Origin of the sequence: Nocardioides sp. W7, from assembly GCF_022919075.1 — a bacterium.
Classification (GTDB): Bacteria; Actinomycetota; Actinomycetes; order Propionibacteriales; family Nocardioidaceae; genus Nocardioides.
In genome coordinates, this window is the sequence record NZ_CP095078.1 from 1,744,739 (window position 1) to 1,762,070 (window position 17,332).

The 17,332-nt window shown below is 68.9% G+C and carries 11 protein-coding genes; all 11 read left to right on the forward strand.

Annotation, left to right across the window (positions count from 1 at the left end):
* Nucleotides 1–100: 100 nt before the first annotated feature.
* The 11 genes from MUB56_RS08270 (at nt 101) to MUB56_RS08320 (ending at nt 17,226) form a co-directional block, all read left to right on the forward strand.
* A complete protein-coding gene (locus MUB56_RS08270; RefSeq protein ID WP_244931422.1) occupies nt 101–928 on the forward strand; it encodes an ABC transporter permease in 828 nt (275 codons plus the stop codon).
* Between the two features lie 5 nt (nt 929–933).
* Nucleotides 934–2,205: an MCE family protein gene (locus MUB56_RS08275; protein ID WP_244931423.1), complete on the forward strand. Its 1,272-nt coding sequence runs from the start codon at nt 934–936 to the stop codon at nt 2,203–2,205.
* Entirely contained in the window at nt 2,202–3,236 is a 1,035-nt protein-coding gene (locus tag MUB56_RS08280) for an MlaD family protein (protein WP_244931424.1), read from the forward strand. Before MUB56_RS08275 ends, MUB56_RS08280 begins: the two co-directional genes overlap by 4 nt.
* A 67-nt stretch (nt 3,237–3,303) precedes the next feature.
* Nucleotides 3,304–4,287, forward strand: coding sequence for an MCE family protein (locus MUB56_RS08285; protein ID WP_244931425.1), 984 nt, complete (start codon nt 3,304–3,306; stop codon nt 4,285–4,287).
* Nucleotides 4,284–5,420, forward strand: coding sequence for an MCE family protein (locus tag MUB56_RS08290; protein ID WP_244931426.1), 1,137 nt, complete (start codon nt 4,284–4,286; stop codon nt 5,418–5,420). Before MUB56_RS08285 ends, MUB56_RS08290 begins: the two co-directional genes overlap by 4 nt.
* Nucleotides 5,417–6,817 carry an MCE family protein gene (locus MUB56_RS08295; RefSeq protein WP_244931427.1) on the forward strand — a complete coding sequence of 467 codons (1,401 nt, stop codon included), beginning with the start codon at nt 5,417–5,419 and terminating at the stop codon, nt 6,815–6,817. Before MUB56_RS08290 ends, MUB56_RS08295 begins: the two co-directional genes overlap by 4 nt.
* Nucleotides 6,814–8,100 carry an MlaD family protein gene (locus MUB56_RS08300; protein WP_244931428.1) on the forward strand — a complete coding sequence of 429 codons (1,287 nt, stop codon included), beginning with the start codon at nt 6,814–6,816 and terminating at the stop codon, nt 8,098–8,100. Before MUB56_RS08295 ends, MUB56_RS08300 begins: the two co-directional genes overlap by 4 nt.
* Complete coding sequence (locus MUB56_RS08305) at nt 8,097–8,753, forward strand: hypothetical protein (RefSeq protein WP_244931429.1); 657 nt, start codon at nt 8,097–8,099, stop codon at nt 8,751–8,753. The genes MUB56_RS08300 and MUB56_RS08305 overlap by 4 nt, the downstream gene beginning before the upstream one ends.
* Complete coding sequence (locus tag MUB56_RS08310) at nt 8,750–9,514, forward strand: DnaJ domain-containing protein (protein ID WP_244931430.1); 765 nt, start codon at nt 8,750–8,752, stop codon at nt 9,512–9,514. Before MUB56_RS08305 ends, MUB56_RS08310 begins: the two co-directional genes overlap by 4 nt.
* Before the next feature lie 239 nt (nt 9,515–9,753).
* Nucleotides 9,754–13,233, forward strand: coding sequence for a DNA-directed RNA polymerase subunit beta (locus MUB56_RS08315; protein ID WP_244931431.1), 3,480 nt, complete (start codon nt 9,754–9,756; stop codon nt 13,231–13,233).
* A gap of 114 nt (nt 13,234–13,347) precedes the next feature.
* Nucleotides 13,348–17,226 carry a DNA-directed RNA polymerase subunit beta' gene (locus MUB56_RS08320; protein WP_280637380.1) on the forward strand — a complete coding sequence of 1,293 codons (3,879 nt, stop codon included), beginning with the start codon at nt 13,348–13,350 and terminating at the stop codon, nt 17,224–17,226.
* Nucleotides 17,227–17,332 lie beyond the last annotated feature (106 nt).

The window sequence follows — 17,332 nt, forward strand, 5'->3', positions numbered from 1 at the left end:
TCGGTCGCCATGACTCCCTCATGTCTCCCTCCTCCGCCTTGCCGGGCACTCCCGGAGACGCCGCTCGCGACGGCCTGGAGCAAGGAGGCATGCCCTAGCCATGGCCAACTTCCGCAGCGTCTACCAGCGCCCGATGGGCGCCCTCGACACCCTGGGCGAGCAGCTCCGGTTCTACCTGCGCGTCCTGCGCGCGCTGCCCCGCTCGGTGGTGCGCTACCCGCGTGAGATCCTCCGGATCCTGGCCGAGGTCACCCTCGGCTCCGGCGCGCTCGCCGTCATCGGCGGCACCATCGGGGTCATCATCGGCATGACCTTCTTCACCGGCGCCCAGGTCGGCCTCTCGGGGTACGCCGCGCTCAACCAGCTCGGCACCGCCGCGTTCTCCGGCTTCGTCTCGGCCTACTTCAACACCCGCGAGATCGCGCCGCTGGTCGCCGGCATCGCGCTCGCCGCCACGGTCGGGTGCGGCTTCACCGCCCAGCTCGGCGCGATGCGGATCTCCGAGGAGGTCGACGCCCTCGAGGTGATGGCGATCCCGTCGATGCCGTTCCTGGTGGCCACCCGGGTGATCGGCGGCCTGATCGCGATCATCCCGCTGTACGTCGTGGGGCTGCTGTCGTCGTACTTCGCGAGCCGGCTGGTGGTCACCCAGTTCTACGGGCAGTCGACGGGCACCTACGACCACTACTTCAACCAGTTCCTGCCACCCGGCGACGTGCTGTGGTCCTTCGGCAAGGTGCTGGTCTTCGCCGTCGTGGTGATCCTGATCCACTGCTACCACGGCTACAACGCCTCCGGCGGTCCCGCGGGCGTCGGCGTGGCCGTCGGCCGGGCGGTGCGCACCAGCATCGTCGCGATCAACGTGATCGACCTGTTCCTGTCCATGGCCATCTGGGGCACGTCGACGACCGTGCGTCTGGCGGGGTGAGGGCGGTGGTGCGCACCAAGCTGCTCGGCGTCGTCTTCCTCGCCCTGGTCGTGCTCTCGGGCTACCTCACCTACGGCGTCTTCACCCAGAAGTTCACCGACTACGACCGCGTCACCCTGCAGACCTCGAAGATCGGCATGCAGCTGCCCCGCCGCGCCGACGTCAAGATCCGCGGCGTGATCGTGGGCGAGGTGCTCGACGTACGCGCCGACACCGACGGGGCGGAGGTCGAGCTCGGCATCTTCCCCGAGCAGCGCGACACCATCCCGGCCGACGTCACCGGCTCGATCGTCCCGAAGACGCTGTTCGGCGAGAAGTACGTCTCGCTGGTCGTCCCGGAGCGGCCCGCGGGCGCCTCGCTCGAGGCCGGCGCCACGATCGGGCGCACCGAGCTGCCGACCGAGGTCGAGGAGGTCCTCTCCGACCTCTACCCGCTGCTGCGCACCGTGCAGCCCGCCGACCTCAACCTGACGCTCACCGCGATCGCGACGGCGCTCGAGGGACGCGGCGACCGGCTCGGCGACAACCTGGAGACCGTCGACAGCTATCTGAAGAGGCTCAACCCCCAGATCCCGGCCCTCGTCGAGGACCTCCGGCTCACCGTCCAGGTCGCCGACACCTACGACGAGATCCTCCCGGAGGTGGGCCAGATCCTGCAGGACACGATCACCACGACCGGCACCCTCGAGGAGCGCGAGAAGGCGCTGAACCTGCTCTTCCGCGACGTGTCCGCCTTCTCCGGGACGGCACGCGAGTTCCTCGCCGACAACGAGGCGAACCTGATCCGGCTCGGCGAGGTCACCGAGCCGTTCGTGGGCCTGCTGGCCAAGTACGCCCCGGAGTACCCCTGCCTGCTCAAGGGGATCGTCGGTGCCGGCGAGCTCCAGGCAGAGGCCTTCCGCGGCCACACCCTGCACATCGTGCTCGAGACGCTGCCCAACCAGCCGCGGCCGTACGGCCCCGAGGACAAGCCGGTGTTCGCCGAGGACCGTGGCCCCAGCTGCCTGCACCTTCCGACGCCGAACTCCGGTCAGGAGAACCCGCTGCGCCGCCAGCCGAACCTGGACGACGGCGTCGACGAGCCGACCGGCAAGGGCACCTCGCGGGTCGCGCCCGGCCACGGCCTCCGGGACGCGTACGCCGGCACCTCGGCCGAGGCCGGTCTGCTGCGCTCGCTGCTCGCCGACGGGACCGGCCGGCCGGCCGGCGACGTCAGCGACCTCGGAGTGCTGCTGCTCGGGCCGATGGCCCGGGGCGCTGAGGTGTCGCTGCGATGAAGCTCCTCGACAAGCGCACCGCCGGCGACCTGGTCAAGCTCCTGGTCTTCATCCTCGTCACGACCCTGGCGACCGGCGTCCTGGTCGTCACCATCGGCAACCTCTCCTTCACCGACTCCCGCGAGTACCGCGCCGAGTTCACCGACGCCACCGGCGTCGTGAAGGGCGACGAGATCCGGATCGCGGGGGTCAAGGTCGGCACCGTCAAGGGCGTGGAGGTCGTCGACCGCACCCGCGCGCTGGTGACCTTCGACGTGGCGGAGGCGTCGGCGGTGCGGGAGTCCACCACCGCGTCGATCCGCTACCGCAACCTCGTCGGGCAGCGCTACATCTCGCTGGCCGAGGGGGTCGGCGACACCACGCCGCTCGACGAGGGAGCGACCATCCCGGTGGCGCGGACCAAGCCCGCCCTCGACCTGACCGTCCTCTTCAACGGCTTCAAGCCGCTCTTCCAGGCGCTCTCGCCGTCCGACATCAACCAGCTCTCCTACGAGATCGTCCAGGTCTTCCAGGGCGAGGGCGGCACGTTGGAGAGCCTGCTCGGCCACACCGCCTCGGTGACCAGCACCCTGGCCGAGCGCGACGAGGTGATCTCCTCGCTGATCACCAACCTCAACGACGTGCTCGACCACCTCGGCGACCGCGACGACCAGCTCTCCCAGCTGATCATCAACTTCAAGTCCCTGGTGGGCGGGCTGAAGACGGACCGCCGGGCGATCCTCTCCTCGCTCGACCAGATCTCGCTGCTGTCGGAGCAGACCGCCGACCTCGTCACCGGCATCAAGGAGCCGTTCGTCGAGGACGTCAAGCAGCTGCGCCGCCTCGCCGGCGACATCGACGAGAACAAGGGCGAGCTCGACCGCGCCCTCCAGGTGCTGCCGATCAAGCTGGAGAAGGTCGGTCGGACCGCCATCTACGGCGCCTGGTTCAACTTCTACCTCTGCCACTTCCAGGGCCGCGTCCGGCTGCCGGCCGGGATCTCGGTCCCGGTGAAGTACAACGTCGGCGGCGAGAGGTGTGATCTGGGATGAACCACCCCACGAAGTCGCGCTCTCCGCTCGCTGCGCTCCCTCCGGTCCCGACTCCGAGGGGGCCCCGATGAGCGTCCCCTTCCGCCAGCGCAACCCCGTCGTCATCGGCGCGATCAGCCTCGCCGTCCTCACCGGTCTGCTCCTGGCCGCCTTCCGGGCCCAGGACCTGCCGCTGATCGGCGGCGGCGACACCTACTACGCCGCCTTCGCCGAGTCCGGTGGGCTCAAGGCCAACGACGAGGTCCGGATCGCCGGGGTCCGGGTCGGCAAGGTCGAGTCGGTCGACCTCGACGGCGGCCACGTCAAGGTCACCTTCAAGGTCAAGACCGACTCCGGCTTCGGGGGCGACACCCGGGCCGCGATCCGGGTGAAGACGCTGCTGGGCGCGATGTACCTCGCCCTCGAGCCGGCCGGTTCGGGCCAGCTCGCCGAGGACAGCGAGATCCCGGTCGAGCGGACCAGCTCGCCGTACGACGTCGTCGAGGCCTTCGAGGGGCTCGGGGAGACCTCCGAGGAGATCGACACCGACCAGCTCGCCGAGTCGCTCACGACCCTGGCCGACCTGACCCGCAACACCCCGGAGGAGTTCCGCGACGCGCTGACGGGCGTCTCGGCCCTGTCGACCAACATCGCCGAGAAGAACGAGCAGATCGGCACCCTGCTGCAGAACCTCGACCGGGTGACCGCGGTGCTCGACGCCCGCGACCAGGACATCGTCAAGCTGATGAAGGACTCCGACGTCCTGCTGCGCGCCCTGGTCGCCCGCCGCGACGCCGTACATCGGCTCCTGGTCTCGACCACGACGCTCTCGAAGTCGCTGACCGCGTTGATCCGCGAGTCCCGCGACGACCTCAAGCCCGCCCTGACCGAGCTGGAGAACGTGCTGCGCGTGCTCAACAAGAACGAGGACAACCTCGACAACAGCCTGCGGCTGATGGCGCCGTTCTACCGCGTCTTCGCCAGCACGCTGGGCGGCGGTCCCTGGTTCGACACCTACATCCAGAACCTCCCGCCGGTGCCCGACCTGACCAACGGCGGAGGTGTCGGATGACCACCGCCAAGCGGGTGATCCCGCTGCTCGTGATCCTCGCCCTGGTGGCCGCCGCCGGGCTGACCATGCTCGGCTCCGAGGACCACAAGCGCCTCACGGCGCACTTCCCGCGCACGGTCTCGATATACGAGGGCAGTGACGTGCGAGTGCTCGGGGTCCCCGTCGGTCGGGTCGTCAGCGTGACGCCCTCGGGCACCGACGTCGTCGTGGAGATGGAGTACGACGCCGAGGTCGACGTCCCGGCCGACGCACGGGCGGTGATCGTGGCGCCGTCGATCGTCGGCGACCGGTTCATCCAGCTGACCCCGGCGTACGAGAAGGGCAAGGTGCTCGCCGACTCGGCCACGCTGACGGCCGACCGCACCTCGGTCCCGCTCGAGCTCGACCAGATCTACTCCAGCATCGACGACCTCACCGTCGCCCTCGGGCCGAGCGGCGCCAACAAGAACGGCGCGCTGACCGACCTGCTGGAGACGACGGCTCAGAACTTCGCAGGCCAGGGCGTGCAGCTCAACCAGACCATCAAGGACTTCGGCAAGCTGAGCACGACCCTCGACGACAACAAGGACGAGCTGTTCAAGTCGGCCACCCAGCTGGAGTCGTTCATCAGCGCCCTGGCCGAGAACGACCAGACCGTGCGGTCGTTCAACACCTCGCTCGGCGAGGTGTCCACGATGCTCGCCGGGGAGCGGGAGGAGCTCTCGGCCTCGCTGGAGAACCTCTCGGCCGCCCTCGGGGAGGTCTCGACCTTCGTCAGCGACAACCGCGAGGTGCTCGGACGCGACATCGCCGGGCTGAACCGGGTCGCCAAGGTGCTGGTCAAGCAGCGCGGCGCGCTCGACGAGATCCTGAAAGCAGGTCCGCTGGCGCTGAACAACCTCTACCTGACCTACAACCCGGAGGCCGGCACCCTCGACACCAATGCCAACATCGGCAACCTGGCCAATGAGATCGTCTCCGACCCCGGGCTGCTGCTGTGCAGCATCCTCGCCCAGAACGACCCCACCGGGACGCTGTGCCAGCTGGTGCAGGGCATCCTGCCGCGGGCCGGCGCGCTGTCGGGCCGGGCGCCGGCGGACCCGTCGGCCGTCCTCGACCCGACCCTCGGCGGACTCGTGGAGGCGAAGCGATGAGGCGGCTGCGCAGGAGCGGACAGGCCCTGCTGGGGGTGCTGCTGGGCTCGGTGCTGCTCGCCGGCTGCGACTTCGACGTCTACCAGCTGCCGCTGCCCGGTGGCACCGACGCCGGCGACGACGCCATCGAGGTCACGGTGATGTTCACCGACGTGCTGGACCTGGTGCCCAAGTCGACGGTGAAGGTCAACGACGTCTCGGTCGGCCAGGTCACCGACGTCAACCTGTCCGGGTACGTCGCCGAGGTGACCCTCGAGCTCCGTGGGGACACCCGGCTCCCCGAGAACACCATCGCGGAGATCCGGCAGACCAGCCTGCTGGGCGAGAAGTTCGTCTCCCTCAGCGCACCCGCGTCCGGTGCTGAGGGGGAGCTGACCAGCGGCGAGACCATCCCCCTGGAGCGCACCGGGCGCAACCCTGAGGTCGAGGAGGTGCTCGGCGCGCTGAGCCTGGTCCTCAACGGCGGCGGGATCGCCCAGCTGAAGACGATCGCGGGCGAGCTCAACCAGGCCCTGGAGGGCCGCGAGGGGGCGGCCCGGTCCGTGCTGACCCAGGTCGACACGCTGATGGCCAACCTCGACGCCGGCAAGGCCGACATCGTCGGGGCCATCGAGTCCCTCGACCGGCTGGCCCGCACGGCGCAGGAGCAGCAGGGCACCATCGACGCTGCCCTCGACGAGTTGCCCAGCGCGCTGGACTCCCTGGACCGGCAGCGCGAGGACCTGGTCAAGATGCTGCGGAGCCTCAACGAGCTCGGCGACGTCGGCGTCCGGGTCATCGAGCAGACCAAGGACGCGACGATCTCGACGCTCACCCAGCTGGAGCCGACGCTGCGCCAGCTCGCCAGGTCGGGCGACTCCTTCGTCAAGGCGTTCCACGTCTTCCTGACCTACCCGTTCGTCGACGAGGTCGTCGGCCGGGACCCCCAGGTCGCGCGCAACCTGCACATGGGCGACTACACCAACCTCTCCGTCGAGCTCGACCTCGACCTCTCCCTCGGCCTGACCCCGGGCGCGACCCAGCTCCCGACGCTGCTGCCCAGCGACATCGACCCGACGGTGATCCTCGACAACGTGCTGCGCTGCATCACCAGTGCGGGGCTCGACAGCGCCGCGTGCCGCAAGGTGCTCGGCAGTGTCGAGGCGCTGCTGAAGCTGAAGTCGGAGTGCCAGAAGCCCGCCAACCGCGACACCGTGGTCTGCCGGCTGCTCAACCAGGTGCCCGGCCTGCCCTCGCTCCCGGTCCCGGGCGTCAACGACCTCCTCGGCGGGCTCGGCCTCGGTCGGCCGGCGACCGGCGAGGGGGCCGCCGGCGGCGGGCCCACCCTGGGTCAGCTGGCGGAGGCCTACGACCCGGGCCTGGTCAACCTGCTCGTTCCGGGGATGGTGAGCCGATGATCACCCGTCGTACCAAGGTCCAGCTGCTGGTCTTCGTGATCGTCACCCTGGTGGGGGTCAGCTTCGTGGGCGCCCGCTACGCCCGCCTCGACCGGCTCTTCATCGACGACAGCTACGCCGTCGTCGCCCACTTCCCCGACTCCGGCGGCATCTTCGCCGGTGGCGAGGTGTCGTACCGGGGGGTGAAGGTCGGGGAGGTCAGCGAGCTCGTGCTGACCGACGCCGGCGTCGACGTCCACCTGTCCATCGACAACGACCAGGACCGGATCCCGGCCGACACCCTCGCCGTCGTCGGCAACCGCTCTGCCGTGGGGGAGCAGTACGTCGAGCTGCAGCCGCAGGTCGACAAGGGCCCCTACCTCGCGGAGTCCTCCGAGATCGAGGAGGAGGCGACCCGGATCCCGATCGCCACCGAGAAGCTGCTGACCGACCTCTCCGACACGGCCGGCTCCGTCGACCGGGAGGCGCTGCGCACCACCGTCTCCGAGCTGGGTGACGCCTTCGAGGGCACGGGGCCGGACCTGCAGCGGATCATCGACACCGGCAACTCGTTCCTGGAGACCGCCAACGCCAACTTCGACGTCACCGCCGCGCTGATCCGCGACAGCAACACGGTGCTGCAGGGCCAGGTCGACAGCGCCGGCGCGCTGCGCACCTTCGCCAGCCGGCTGAAGCTCTTCACCGGCGAGCTGGCCGCCTCCGACCCCGCACTGCGCCGGCTCATCGAGACCGGCTCGCTGGCCGCCACCGAGCTGCGCACGTTCCTGAAGCAGAACGGCGTCGAGCTCGGCGACCTCATCAACAACCTGGTCACCACCGGCGAGGTCGTCACCGCGAACCTCCCCGGCATCGAGCAGCTGCTGGTGGTCTATCCCTACATCGTCGAGGGCGGCTACACCGTCGTCTCGAAGTCGCCCGACACCGGCCTGTACGACGCGCACTTCGGGCTGATCCTCACCACGCACCCCAGCTGCCGCCAGGGCTACGAGAGCACCGACAGGCGGACCCCCCAGGACCGCGACGACCGGCCGATGAACGCCAAGGCCGGCTGCACCGAGCCGGCCGGCACGAGCAACGCCCGCGGTCCCCAGAACCTCGCCCCCCGCGCGCCCGCGGACTACGACGCGCCGGTGGTGGCGTCGTACGACCGGGGGAGCGGCGAGCTGACCTGGCTGCCGAACGGGACGGCGGACCCCGCCCGTCCCGACACGGTGGCCCCACCCTCACCCGGAGAGGAGTCGTGGAAATGGCTCTACCTTCAGCCCCTGCTCGCCCGACCGTGACGAGCAGCCCGCACGACCCGGCCGGGAGCGCCGCGGCGCCGCGTTCCGCGCGGTTCCGGGCCGTGCTCCTCGTCGCCCTGGTCGTGCTGCTGCTCTGCTCCGCCGGCGCCGTCGTCTGGCTGCTCGCGGCCCGCGGCGGCGACGCCGAGGACCGACAGGGCCAGCGCGACGCGGTGATGAGCCAGGCCCGCCAGTTCATGCTCCGCAGCTACACCTACGGTCCCGACGACCTCGACGAGGCCGGCCGGCTGGCCGAGAACCGGGCCCAGGTCGAGGAGGTCGTGTCCGACAAGTTCGGTGCCGCCTACGAGGAGTCGATCGCCGCGATCGAGCAGCTGGTCAAGAGCCAGGGCGTCGGGCAGTCCGCGCAGGTGCACGGCGTCGGCGTGCAGTACCTCGACGGCGACTCGGCCCGCGCGCTCGTGGCGGGGGAGTCGACCTTCACCCAGCGTGCGGAGGACGGCAGCACCCAGGACGTCCAGACCCAGACCTTCCGGATGGTCGTCGACCTGGTCAAGGTCGACGGCGCCTGGCTGGTCGACGACTCCAACATCGCCTCCGCCGCGTCGCCCGATGCCGAACCGTCCGGCTCGCCCGCCGACACTCCGGCTCTCTCGCCGACTCCCTCGCCCACCGACGGAGCCGGCCGATGACGCCCACCTGGTACGACCTGCTCGGCGTCGATCCCGATGCTCCCGAGGCCGAGATCCGCGGGGCCTGGAAGGGCGCGATCGCCGAGCTCGACCCGGGCGACCGACGCTTCCGCACGCTCAACCAGGCGGCCGAGGTGCTGCTCGACCCCGTCCGACGGGCGGCGTACGACGCCGAGCTCGCCGCGCAGCAGCCGGTCGACGAGCTCGTGGGGGAGCCCTGGGAGGAGACCGCGGAGGAGACCGTCGCGAAGCCGGTGCCGACCTCCGGCCCGCGGCGCCGGGTGGTGCCGGCCTGGATGCTGCTCGGTGTCGGCGTGCTCACGGCGGCGCTGGTCGTCGCGGCGGCCCTGCTGGCCCGCCAGCCGTCCGACGACGCGGTGGCCGACGCGGCCCGGGCCGCCCAGGCCGCGGCGGAGCGGGCCGTGCCCCCGGTGCTGTCCTACGACGCCGCCGACCTCGAGGGCTCGCGGTCGGCGGCAGCGGCGTACCTCACCGCGTCGTACCAGAAGGAGCGCGACCAGCTCTTCGAGGAGGTCATCGACGCGAACGCGCCGAACACCGGCACCAGGCTGGCCACCTCGGTGGTCGACTCCAGCATCGTCCGGGCCACCGACGACGACCGGGTGCAGGTGTTCCTCTTCATCGACCAGGCCGCCACGAACAAGGAGCAGACCGAGCCGCAGGTCACCCGCACCTGGGTGACGATGACCATGGAGCGCGTCGAGGACGAGTGGCTGGTGGCCGCGATGCGGGTGGTCTGAGCCGGATCGTCCGGGCGACACGCGGGGTGGGTTTGTGCGGAACCGCTTGACCTGGGAGCCGACGCACCGCATGATCGACGCCAAGCTCGTCATTCCCGGCGCACGCAGATATTGTGTGGCGCCCTGGTTCGGGGTATCGTAGCGCTTTGCGTCTGCCCTCAAATGCGAGTCTCCTGCCCGGTGGTTGACTTAGTGGTGGGCCTGGACGCGATCCAGTGCGAACTGTCGAAGGACACCTCTTGGCCGCGCGCAGCACCTCCGGACCTGCCAACTCTCAGGGCAACCGTCGCATCTCGTTCAACAAGATCCAGGACCCGATCGAGGTCCCTCAGCTCCTCTCTCTCCAGACCGACGCCTTCGACTGGCTGATCGGCAACGAGAAGTGGGACGCCGTCGTAGAGCGTCGCCGCAGCGAGGGTGAGGACGTCTCCAGCAAGTCCGGTCTCCAGGAGATCTTCGAGGAGATCTCCCCGATCGAGGACTTCTCCGAGACGATGTCCCTCTCGTTCGAGAACCCGGTCTTCTACGACCCGAAGTACACCGTGGACGAGTGCAAGGAGAAGGACTTCACCTACTCCGCTCCGCTCTACGTCTCGGCGGAGTTCACCAACAACGACACCGGTGAGATCAAGGGCCAGACCGTCTTCATGGGCGACTTCCCCCTGATGACGCCCAAGGGCACCTTCGTCATCAACGGCACCGAGCGTGTCGTGGTCTCGCAGCTCGTCCGCTCGCCGGGCGTCTACTTCGAGCGCACCGCCGACAAGACGTCCGACAAGGACATCTACACCTCCAAGATGATCCCGTCGCGCGGTGCCTGGCTGGAGTTCGAGATCGACAAGCGCGACCTGGTCGGCGTCCGCCTCGACCGCAAGCGCAAGCAGAACGTCACGGTGCTGCTCAAGGCCCTCGGCTGGACCAACGAGCAGATCCGCGAGGAGTTCGGCCAGTACGAGTCCATGATGCTGACCCTCGAGAAGGATCACACCGAGACGCAGAAGGACGCGCTGCTCGACATCTACCGCAAGCTCCGTCCGGGCGAGCCGCCCACGGAGGAGGCCGCGCAGACGCTGCTGAACAACTACTACTTCAACCCGAAGCGGTACGACCTGGCCAAGGTCGGTCGCTACAAGATCAACAAGAAGCTCGGTCTCGTCGAGGCCTTCGACCAGCAGACGCTGACCGTCGACGACATCGTCGCCGCGATCCGCTACATCGTCGCGCTGCACGACGGTCGCGAGGAGGTCGAGGCCCCCCAGGGTGCCCTGCCCGTCGCCGCCGACGACATTGACCACTTCGGCAACCGCCGGATGCGCACCGTGGGCGAGCTGATCCAGAACCAGCTCCGCACCGGTCTGGCTCGGATGGAGCGCGTGGTCCGCGAGCGGATGACGACCCAGGACGTCGAGGCCATCACGCCTCAGTCGCTGATCAACATCCGTCCCGTGGTCGCTGCGCTGAAGGAGTTCTTCGGCACCTCGCAGCTCTCGCAGTTCATGGACCAGACCAACCCGATCGCCGGGCTGACGCACAAGCGTCGCCTCTCGGCCCTCGGTCCCGGTGGTCTGTCGCGGGACCGCGCCGGCATGGAGGTCCGTGACGTCCACCCGTCGCACTACGGCCGGATGTGCCCGATCGAGACGCCGGAAGGCCCGAACATCGGTCTGATCGGCTCGCTGGCCTCCTACGGCCGGATCAACCCGTTCGGCTTCGTCGAGACCCCCTACCGCAAGGTGGAGGGTGGCCGGGTCACCGACCAGATCGACTACCTCACCGCCGACGACGAGGACCGCTACGTCATCGCCCAGGCCAACGCCGTCATCGACGACGACGGCCGGTTCACCGAGGAGCGGGTGCTGGTCCGCCAGCGCGACGGCGAGGTCTCCGAGATCCTGGCCGACGAGGTCGACTACATGGACGTCTCGCCGCGCCAGATGGTGTCGGTCGCGACGGCCCTGATCCCCTTCCTCGAGCACGACGACGCCAACCGCGCGCTCATGGGTGCCAACATGCAGCGCCAGGCCGTGCCGCTCATCGTGAGCGACTCGCCGCTGGTCGGCACCGGCATCGAGTACCGCGCCGCCGTCGACGCCGGCGACGTCGTCGTCGCGGAGAAGGCCGGTGTGGTCAAGGAGGTGTCCGCCGACCTCGTCGAGACGATGAACGACGACGGCACCTACTCGTCGTACAAGCTCGCGAAGTTCAAGCGCTCCAACCAGGGCACCTGCATCAACCAGCGTCCGCTGGTCAGCGAGGGCGCCCGCCTCGAGGTCGGCAGCCCGATCGCCGACGGTCCCTGCACCGACCAGGCGGAGATGGCGCTCGGCACCAACCTGCTGGTGGCCTTCATGCCGTGGCAGGGCCACAACTACGAGGACGCGATCATCCTCAGCCAGCGCCTGGTGCAGGAGGACGTCCTCACCTCGATCCACATCGAGGAGCACGAGGTCGACGCCCGCGACACCAAGCTCGGGCCGGAGGAGATCACCCGGGACATCCCGAACGTCTCCGAGGAGATGCTGGCCGACCTCGACGAGCGCGGCATCATCCGCATCGGCGCCGAGGTCACCACCGGTGACATCCTGGTCGGCAAGGTCACGCCGAAGGGCGAGACCGAGCTGACCCCCGAGGAGCGGCTGCTCCGCGCGATCTTCGGTGAGAAGGCGCGCGAGGTCCGCGACACCTCGATGAAGGTGCCGCACGGTGAGTCCGGCACGGTCATCGGCGTCCGCGTCTTCGACCGCGAGGAGGGCGACGAGCTGCCCCCGGGCGTGAACCAGCTGGTCCGCGTCTACGTCGCGCAGAAGCGCAAGATCTCCGTCGGCGACAAGCTCGCCGGTCGCCACGGCAACAAGGGCGTCATCGCGAAGATCCTGCCGATCGAGGACATGCCGTTCATGGAGGACGGCACCCCGGTCGACGTCGTGCTGAACCCCCTGGGTGTGCCGCGCCGGATGAACATCGGCCAGATCCTCGAGCTGCACATGGGCTGGCTGGCCAAGCAGGGCTGGGACATCAAGCTGGCCGAGGACGAGACCGACGCGGAGTGGAAGCAGCGCCTGATCAAGATCCACGCCGAGAAGGCCGACCCGAACACCAAGGTCGCCACCCCGGTGTTCGACGGCGCTCGCGAGGACGAGATCACCGGCCTGCTCGGCTCGACGATCCCGAACCGCGACGGCGTCCGCGTGGTCAAGTCCAACGGCAAGGCGTCGCTCTTCGACGGTCGCTCCGGCGAGCCGTTCCCCGAGCCCGTGTCGGTCGGCTACATGTACATCCTGAAGCTGCACCACCTGGTCGACGACAAGATCCACGCGCGCAGCACCGGCCCCTACTCCATGATCACGCAGCAGCCCCTGGGCGGTAAGGCCCAGTTCGGCGGCCAGCGGTTCGGCGAGATGGAGGTCTGGGCGATGGAGGCGTACGGCGCCGCCTACGCCCTGCAGGAGCTGCTCACGATCAAGTCCGACGACGTCCCCGGACGCGTCAAGGTCTACGAGGCGATCGTCAAGGGCGAGAACATCCCCGACTCCGGCATCCCGGAGTCGTTCAAGGTGCTCGTCAAGGAGATGCAGTCGCTCTGCCTGAACGTCGAGGTCCTCTCGCAGGACGGTTCGAGCATCGAGCTGCGCGACGCGGAGGAAGACGTCTTCCGCGCCGCCGAGGAGCTCGGCATCGACCTGTCTCGCCGCGAGCCCAGCAGCGTCGAAGAAGTCTGACCGGAGAACGCGCGGAGCGCTTGTTCCCAGGAACAGGCGCTCCGCGGGGCCCAGCCCCTCCGCTCCGTCAGTCCACAAGCTTTGATTCAGAACTAACGAAGGACAACAGCCATCGTGCTTGATGTGAACTTCTTCGACCAGCTTCAGATCGGCCTGGCCACCGCGGACGACATCCGCACGTGGAGCCACGGCGAGGTCAAGAAGCCGGAGACCATCAACTACCGCACGCTCAAGCCCGAGCGTGACGGCCTCTTCTGCGAGAAGATCTTCGGTCCCACCCGGGACTGGGAGTGCTACTGCGGCAAGTACAAGCGCGTGCGCTTCAAGGGCATCATCTGTGAGCGCTGCGGCGTCGAGGTGACCCGTTCCAAGGTCCGCCGCGAGCGGATGGGCCACATCGAGCTCGCCGCCCCGGTGACCCACATCTGGTACTTCAAGGGTGTCCCGAGCCGGCTCGGCTACCTGCTCGACCTCGCCCCCAAGGACCTCGAGAAGGTCATCTACTTCGCGGCGTACATGATCACCTCCGTCGACGAGGACGCTCGCCACCGCGACCTGTCCTCGCTCGAGGGCAAGGTCGGTCTCGAGCGCGAGCGCCTCGAGAACCGGATGAACCTCGCCCTGGACGACCGGTCCAAGAAGGAAGAGGCCGACCTCGCCGAGCTGGAGGCCGAGGGCGCCAAGGCCGACGCCAAGCGCAAGGTCCGCGACGGCGCCGAGCGCGAGAAGACCCAGATCCGCCGCCGCGGCGAGGCCGAGATCGCCCGCCTCGACGAGGTGTGGAACACCTTCAAGTCCCTCAAGGTCCAGGACCTGATGGGCGACGAGATGCTCTACCGCGAGATGAAGAACTGGTTCGGCAAGTACTTCGAGGGCTACATGGGCGCCACGGCGATCAAGAAGCGCCTCGAGGACTTCGACATCCCGGCCGAGGTCGAGTCGCTGCGCGACACGATCGCCAACGGCAAGGGCCAGAAGAAGGTCCGCGCGCTCAAGCGGCTCAAGGTCGTCGACGCCTTCCGCAAGACCGGCAACAAGCCGCAGGGCATGGTCCTCGACGCCGTCCCGGTCATCCCGCCGGACCTGCGTCCGATGGTGCAGCTGGACGGTGGCCGCTTCGCGACCTCCGACCTCAACGACCTGTACCGCCGCGTGATCAACCGGAACAACCGTCTCAAGCGGCTGCTCGACCTCGGCGCGCCCGAGATCATCGTCAACAACGAGAAGCGGATGCTGCAGGAGGCCGTCGACTCGCTCTTCGACAACGGCCGTCGCGGTCGTCCCGTCACCGGACCGGGCAACCGGCCGCTGAAGTCGCTGTCCGACATGCTCAAGGGCAAGCAGGGTCGCTTCCGGCAGAACCTGCTCGGCAAGCGCGTCGACTACTCCGGTCGCTCGGTCATCGTGTCGGGTCCGCAGCTGAAGCTGCACCAGTGCGGTCTGCCCAAGCAGATGGCGCTGGAGCTGTTCAAGCCGTTCGTGATGAAGCGCCTCGTCGACCTGTCGCACGCGCAGAACATCAAGTCCGCCAAGCGGATGGTCGAGCGCGCCCGCCCGGTCGTGTGGGACGTCCTCGAAGAGGTCATCACCGAGCACCCGGTGCTGCTGAACCGTGCACCCACCCTGCACCGCCTCGGCATCCAGGCCTTCGAGCCCCAGCTGATCGAGGGCAAGGCCATCCAGATCCACCCGCTCGTCTGCTCGGCGTTCAACGCCGACTTCGACGGTGACCAGATGGCGGTGCACCTGCCGCTGTCCGCCGAGGCCCAGGCCGAGGCGCGGATCCTGATGCTGTCGACCAACAACATCCTCAAGCCGTCGGACGGCCGTCCGGTGACCATGCCTACCCAGGACATGATCATCGGCCTGTTCTTCCTGACGACCGACCGGGAGAACCAGCCCGGTGACGGCCGCGCGTTCGCGTCGCAGGCCGAGGCCATCATGGCCTTCGACCGGGGCGAGATCTCGATGCAGTCGAAGGTCAAGATCCGCTTCGACGACATCGTGCCGCCGCTGGAGGCCGAGCTCGCCGACTGGGAGCAGGGTCGCTCGCTGATCCTGGACACCACCCTGGGCCGCTCGATCTTCAACGACACCCTGCCGGCCGACTACCCCTTCGTGAACTACGAAGTGGGCAAGAAGGCGCTCGGCGCGATCGTCAACGACCTGGCCGAGCGCTACACCAAGGTCGAGGTCGCGGCGTCGCTGGACGCGCTGAAGGACACCGGCTTCCACTGGGCCACCCGCTCGGGCGTCACGGTCTCGATCGACGACGTGACCACCCCGGCGAACAAGCTCGAGATCCTCTCGAGCTACGAGGCGCAGGCCGCGAAGGTCCAGAAGCAGTTCGAGCGTGGTCTGGTCACCGACGAGGAGCGCCGCCAGGAGCTCATCGAGATCTGGACCCAGGCGTCGAACGACGTGGCCAAGGCCATGGAGGCCAACTTCGACCGGTCCAACCCGATCTACATGATGGTCGACTCGGGCGCCTCCGGAAACATGATGCAGATCCGTCAGGTGGCGGCCATGCGTGGTCTGGTGGCCAACCCGAAGGGCGACATCATCCCGCGGCCGATCAAGGCGAACTTCCGCGAGGGCCTCTCGGTGCTCGAGTACTTCATCTCGACCCACGGTGCCCGCAAGGGGCTCGCCGACACCGCGCTGCGGACCGCCGACTCGGGTTACCTGACCCGTCGTCTGGTCGACGTGTCGCAGGACGTCATCATCCGCGAGGACGACTGCGGCACCGAGCGCGGTCTGCCCAAGCGGATCGGTGAGCGTCGCGAGGACGGCACCGTCGTCAAGCACGAGAACGCCGAGACCGCGGCGTACGCCCGGTCGGCGGCCGTCGAGGTCAACCACCCCGAGACCGGCGACACGCTGGTCGAGGCCGGTGGCGACCTCGGTGACGTCAAGATCGGCGAGCTGGTCGCGGCCGGGATCGAGGAGGTCAAGGTCCGCTCCGTGCTGACCTGTGACGCCAAGACCGGCACCTGCGCCAAGTGCTACGGCCGCTCGCTGGCGACCGGCAAGCTCGTCGACATCGGCGAGGCCGTCGGCATCATCGCGGCCCAGTCGATCGGTGAGCCCGGCACGCAGCTGACGATGCGTACCTTCCACACCGGTGGTGTGGCCTCCGCGGACGACATCACGCAGGGTCTGCCCCGCGTGGTCGAGCTCTTCGAGGCGCGCTCGCCCAAGGGTCGTACCCCGATCGCCGAGGCCGCCGGCCGCGTGGAGATCGAGGACACCGACAAGTCGCGCAAGGTGCTGGTCACCCCCGACGACGGCTCCGAGGTCCAGGAGTACCCCGTCTCCAAGCGGTCCCGCCTCAACGTCGCCGACGGCGAGCACATCGAGGTCGGGCACCACCTGACGTCCGGTACCCCCGACCCGCAGGACGTCCTGCGGATCCTCGGTGTGCGTCGGGCCCAGGAGCACCTGGTGGACGAGGTCCAGCAGGTGTACCGCTCGCAGGGTGTGTCGATCCACGACAAGCACATCGAGATCATCGTGCGGCAGATGCTGCGCCGGGTCACGGTGATCGAGTCCGGTGAGACCAACCTGCTGCCGTCCGACCTGGTCGACCGGGTGCGCTTCGAGGAGGAGAACCGCCGCGTCGTCTCCGAGGGCGGCAAGCCGGCCTCGGGTCGTCCGGTCCTCATGGGCATCACCAAGGCCTCGCTGGCGACCGAGTCGTGGCTGTCGGCCGCCTCCTTCCAGGAGACGACCCGCGTCCTCACCGACGCCGCCATCCACGGCCGCTCGGACTCGCTGCGCGGTCTGAAGGAGAACGTGATCATCGGCAAGCTGATCCCGGCTGGTACCGGCCTCGAGCGGTACCGCAACATCCGGGTGGAGCCCACCGAGGAGGCTCGCGCCGCGGCGTACTCCGTCACCGGCTACGACTCCTACGACTACGAGTTCGGCACCGCCGGCACTGGTCAGGCCGTCGCCCTGGACGACTTCGACTTCGGGTCGTACCAGAGCTGACATGCTCATGACGAAGCCCCCAGCGCCTGTCGGCGCTGGGGGCTTCGTCGTGTGTGGGAGCTGCGTGGAGCTCGCTGGTGGGTGGTTGCGGTCGGTGAGTGCCGAG

Bases quoted from the DNA above. Each gene is read 5' to 3' on its own strand.
- MUB56_RS08270 (WP_244931422.1), top strand. From the start codon at position 101: ATGGCCAACTTCCGCAGCGTCTACCAGCGCCCGATGGGCGCCCTCGAC.
- MUB56_RS08280 (WP_244931424.1), top strand. From the start codon at position 2,202: ATGAAGCTCCTCGACAAGCGCACCGCCGGCGACCTGGTCAAGCTCCTG.
- MUB56_RS08285 (WP_244931425.1), top strand. From the start codon at position 3,304: ATGAGCGTCCCCTTCCGCCAGCGCAACCCCGTCGTCATCGGCGCGATC.
- MUB56_RS08290 (WP_244931426.1), top strand. From the start codon at position 4,284: ATGACCACCGCCAAGCGGGTGATCCCGCTGCTCGTGATCCTCGCCCTG.
- MUB56_RS08295 (WP_244931427.1), top strand. From the start codon at position 5,417: ATGAGGCGGCTGCGCAGGAGCGGACAGGCCCTGCTGGGGGTGCTGCTG.
- MUB56_RS08300 (WP_244931428.1), top strand. From the start codon at position 6,814: ATGATCACCCGTCGTACCAAGGTCCAGCTGCTGGTCTTCGTGATCGTC.
- MUB56_RS08310 (WP_244931430.1), top strand. From the start codon at position 8,750: ATGACGCCCACCTGGTACGACCTGCTCGGCGTCGATCCCGATGCTCCC.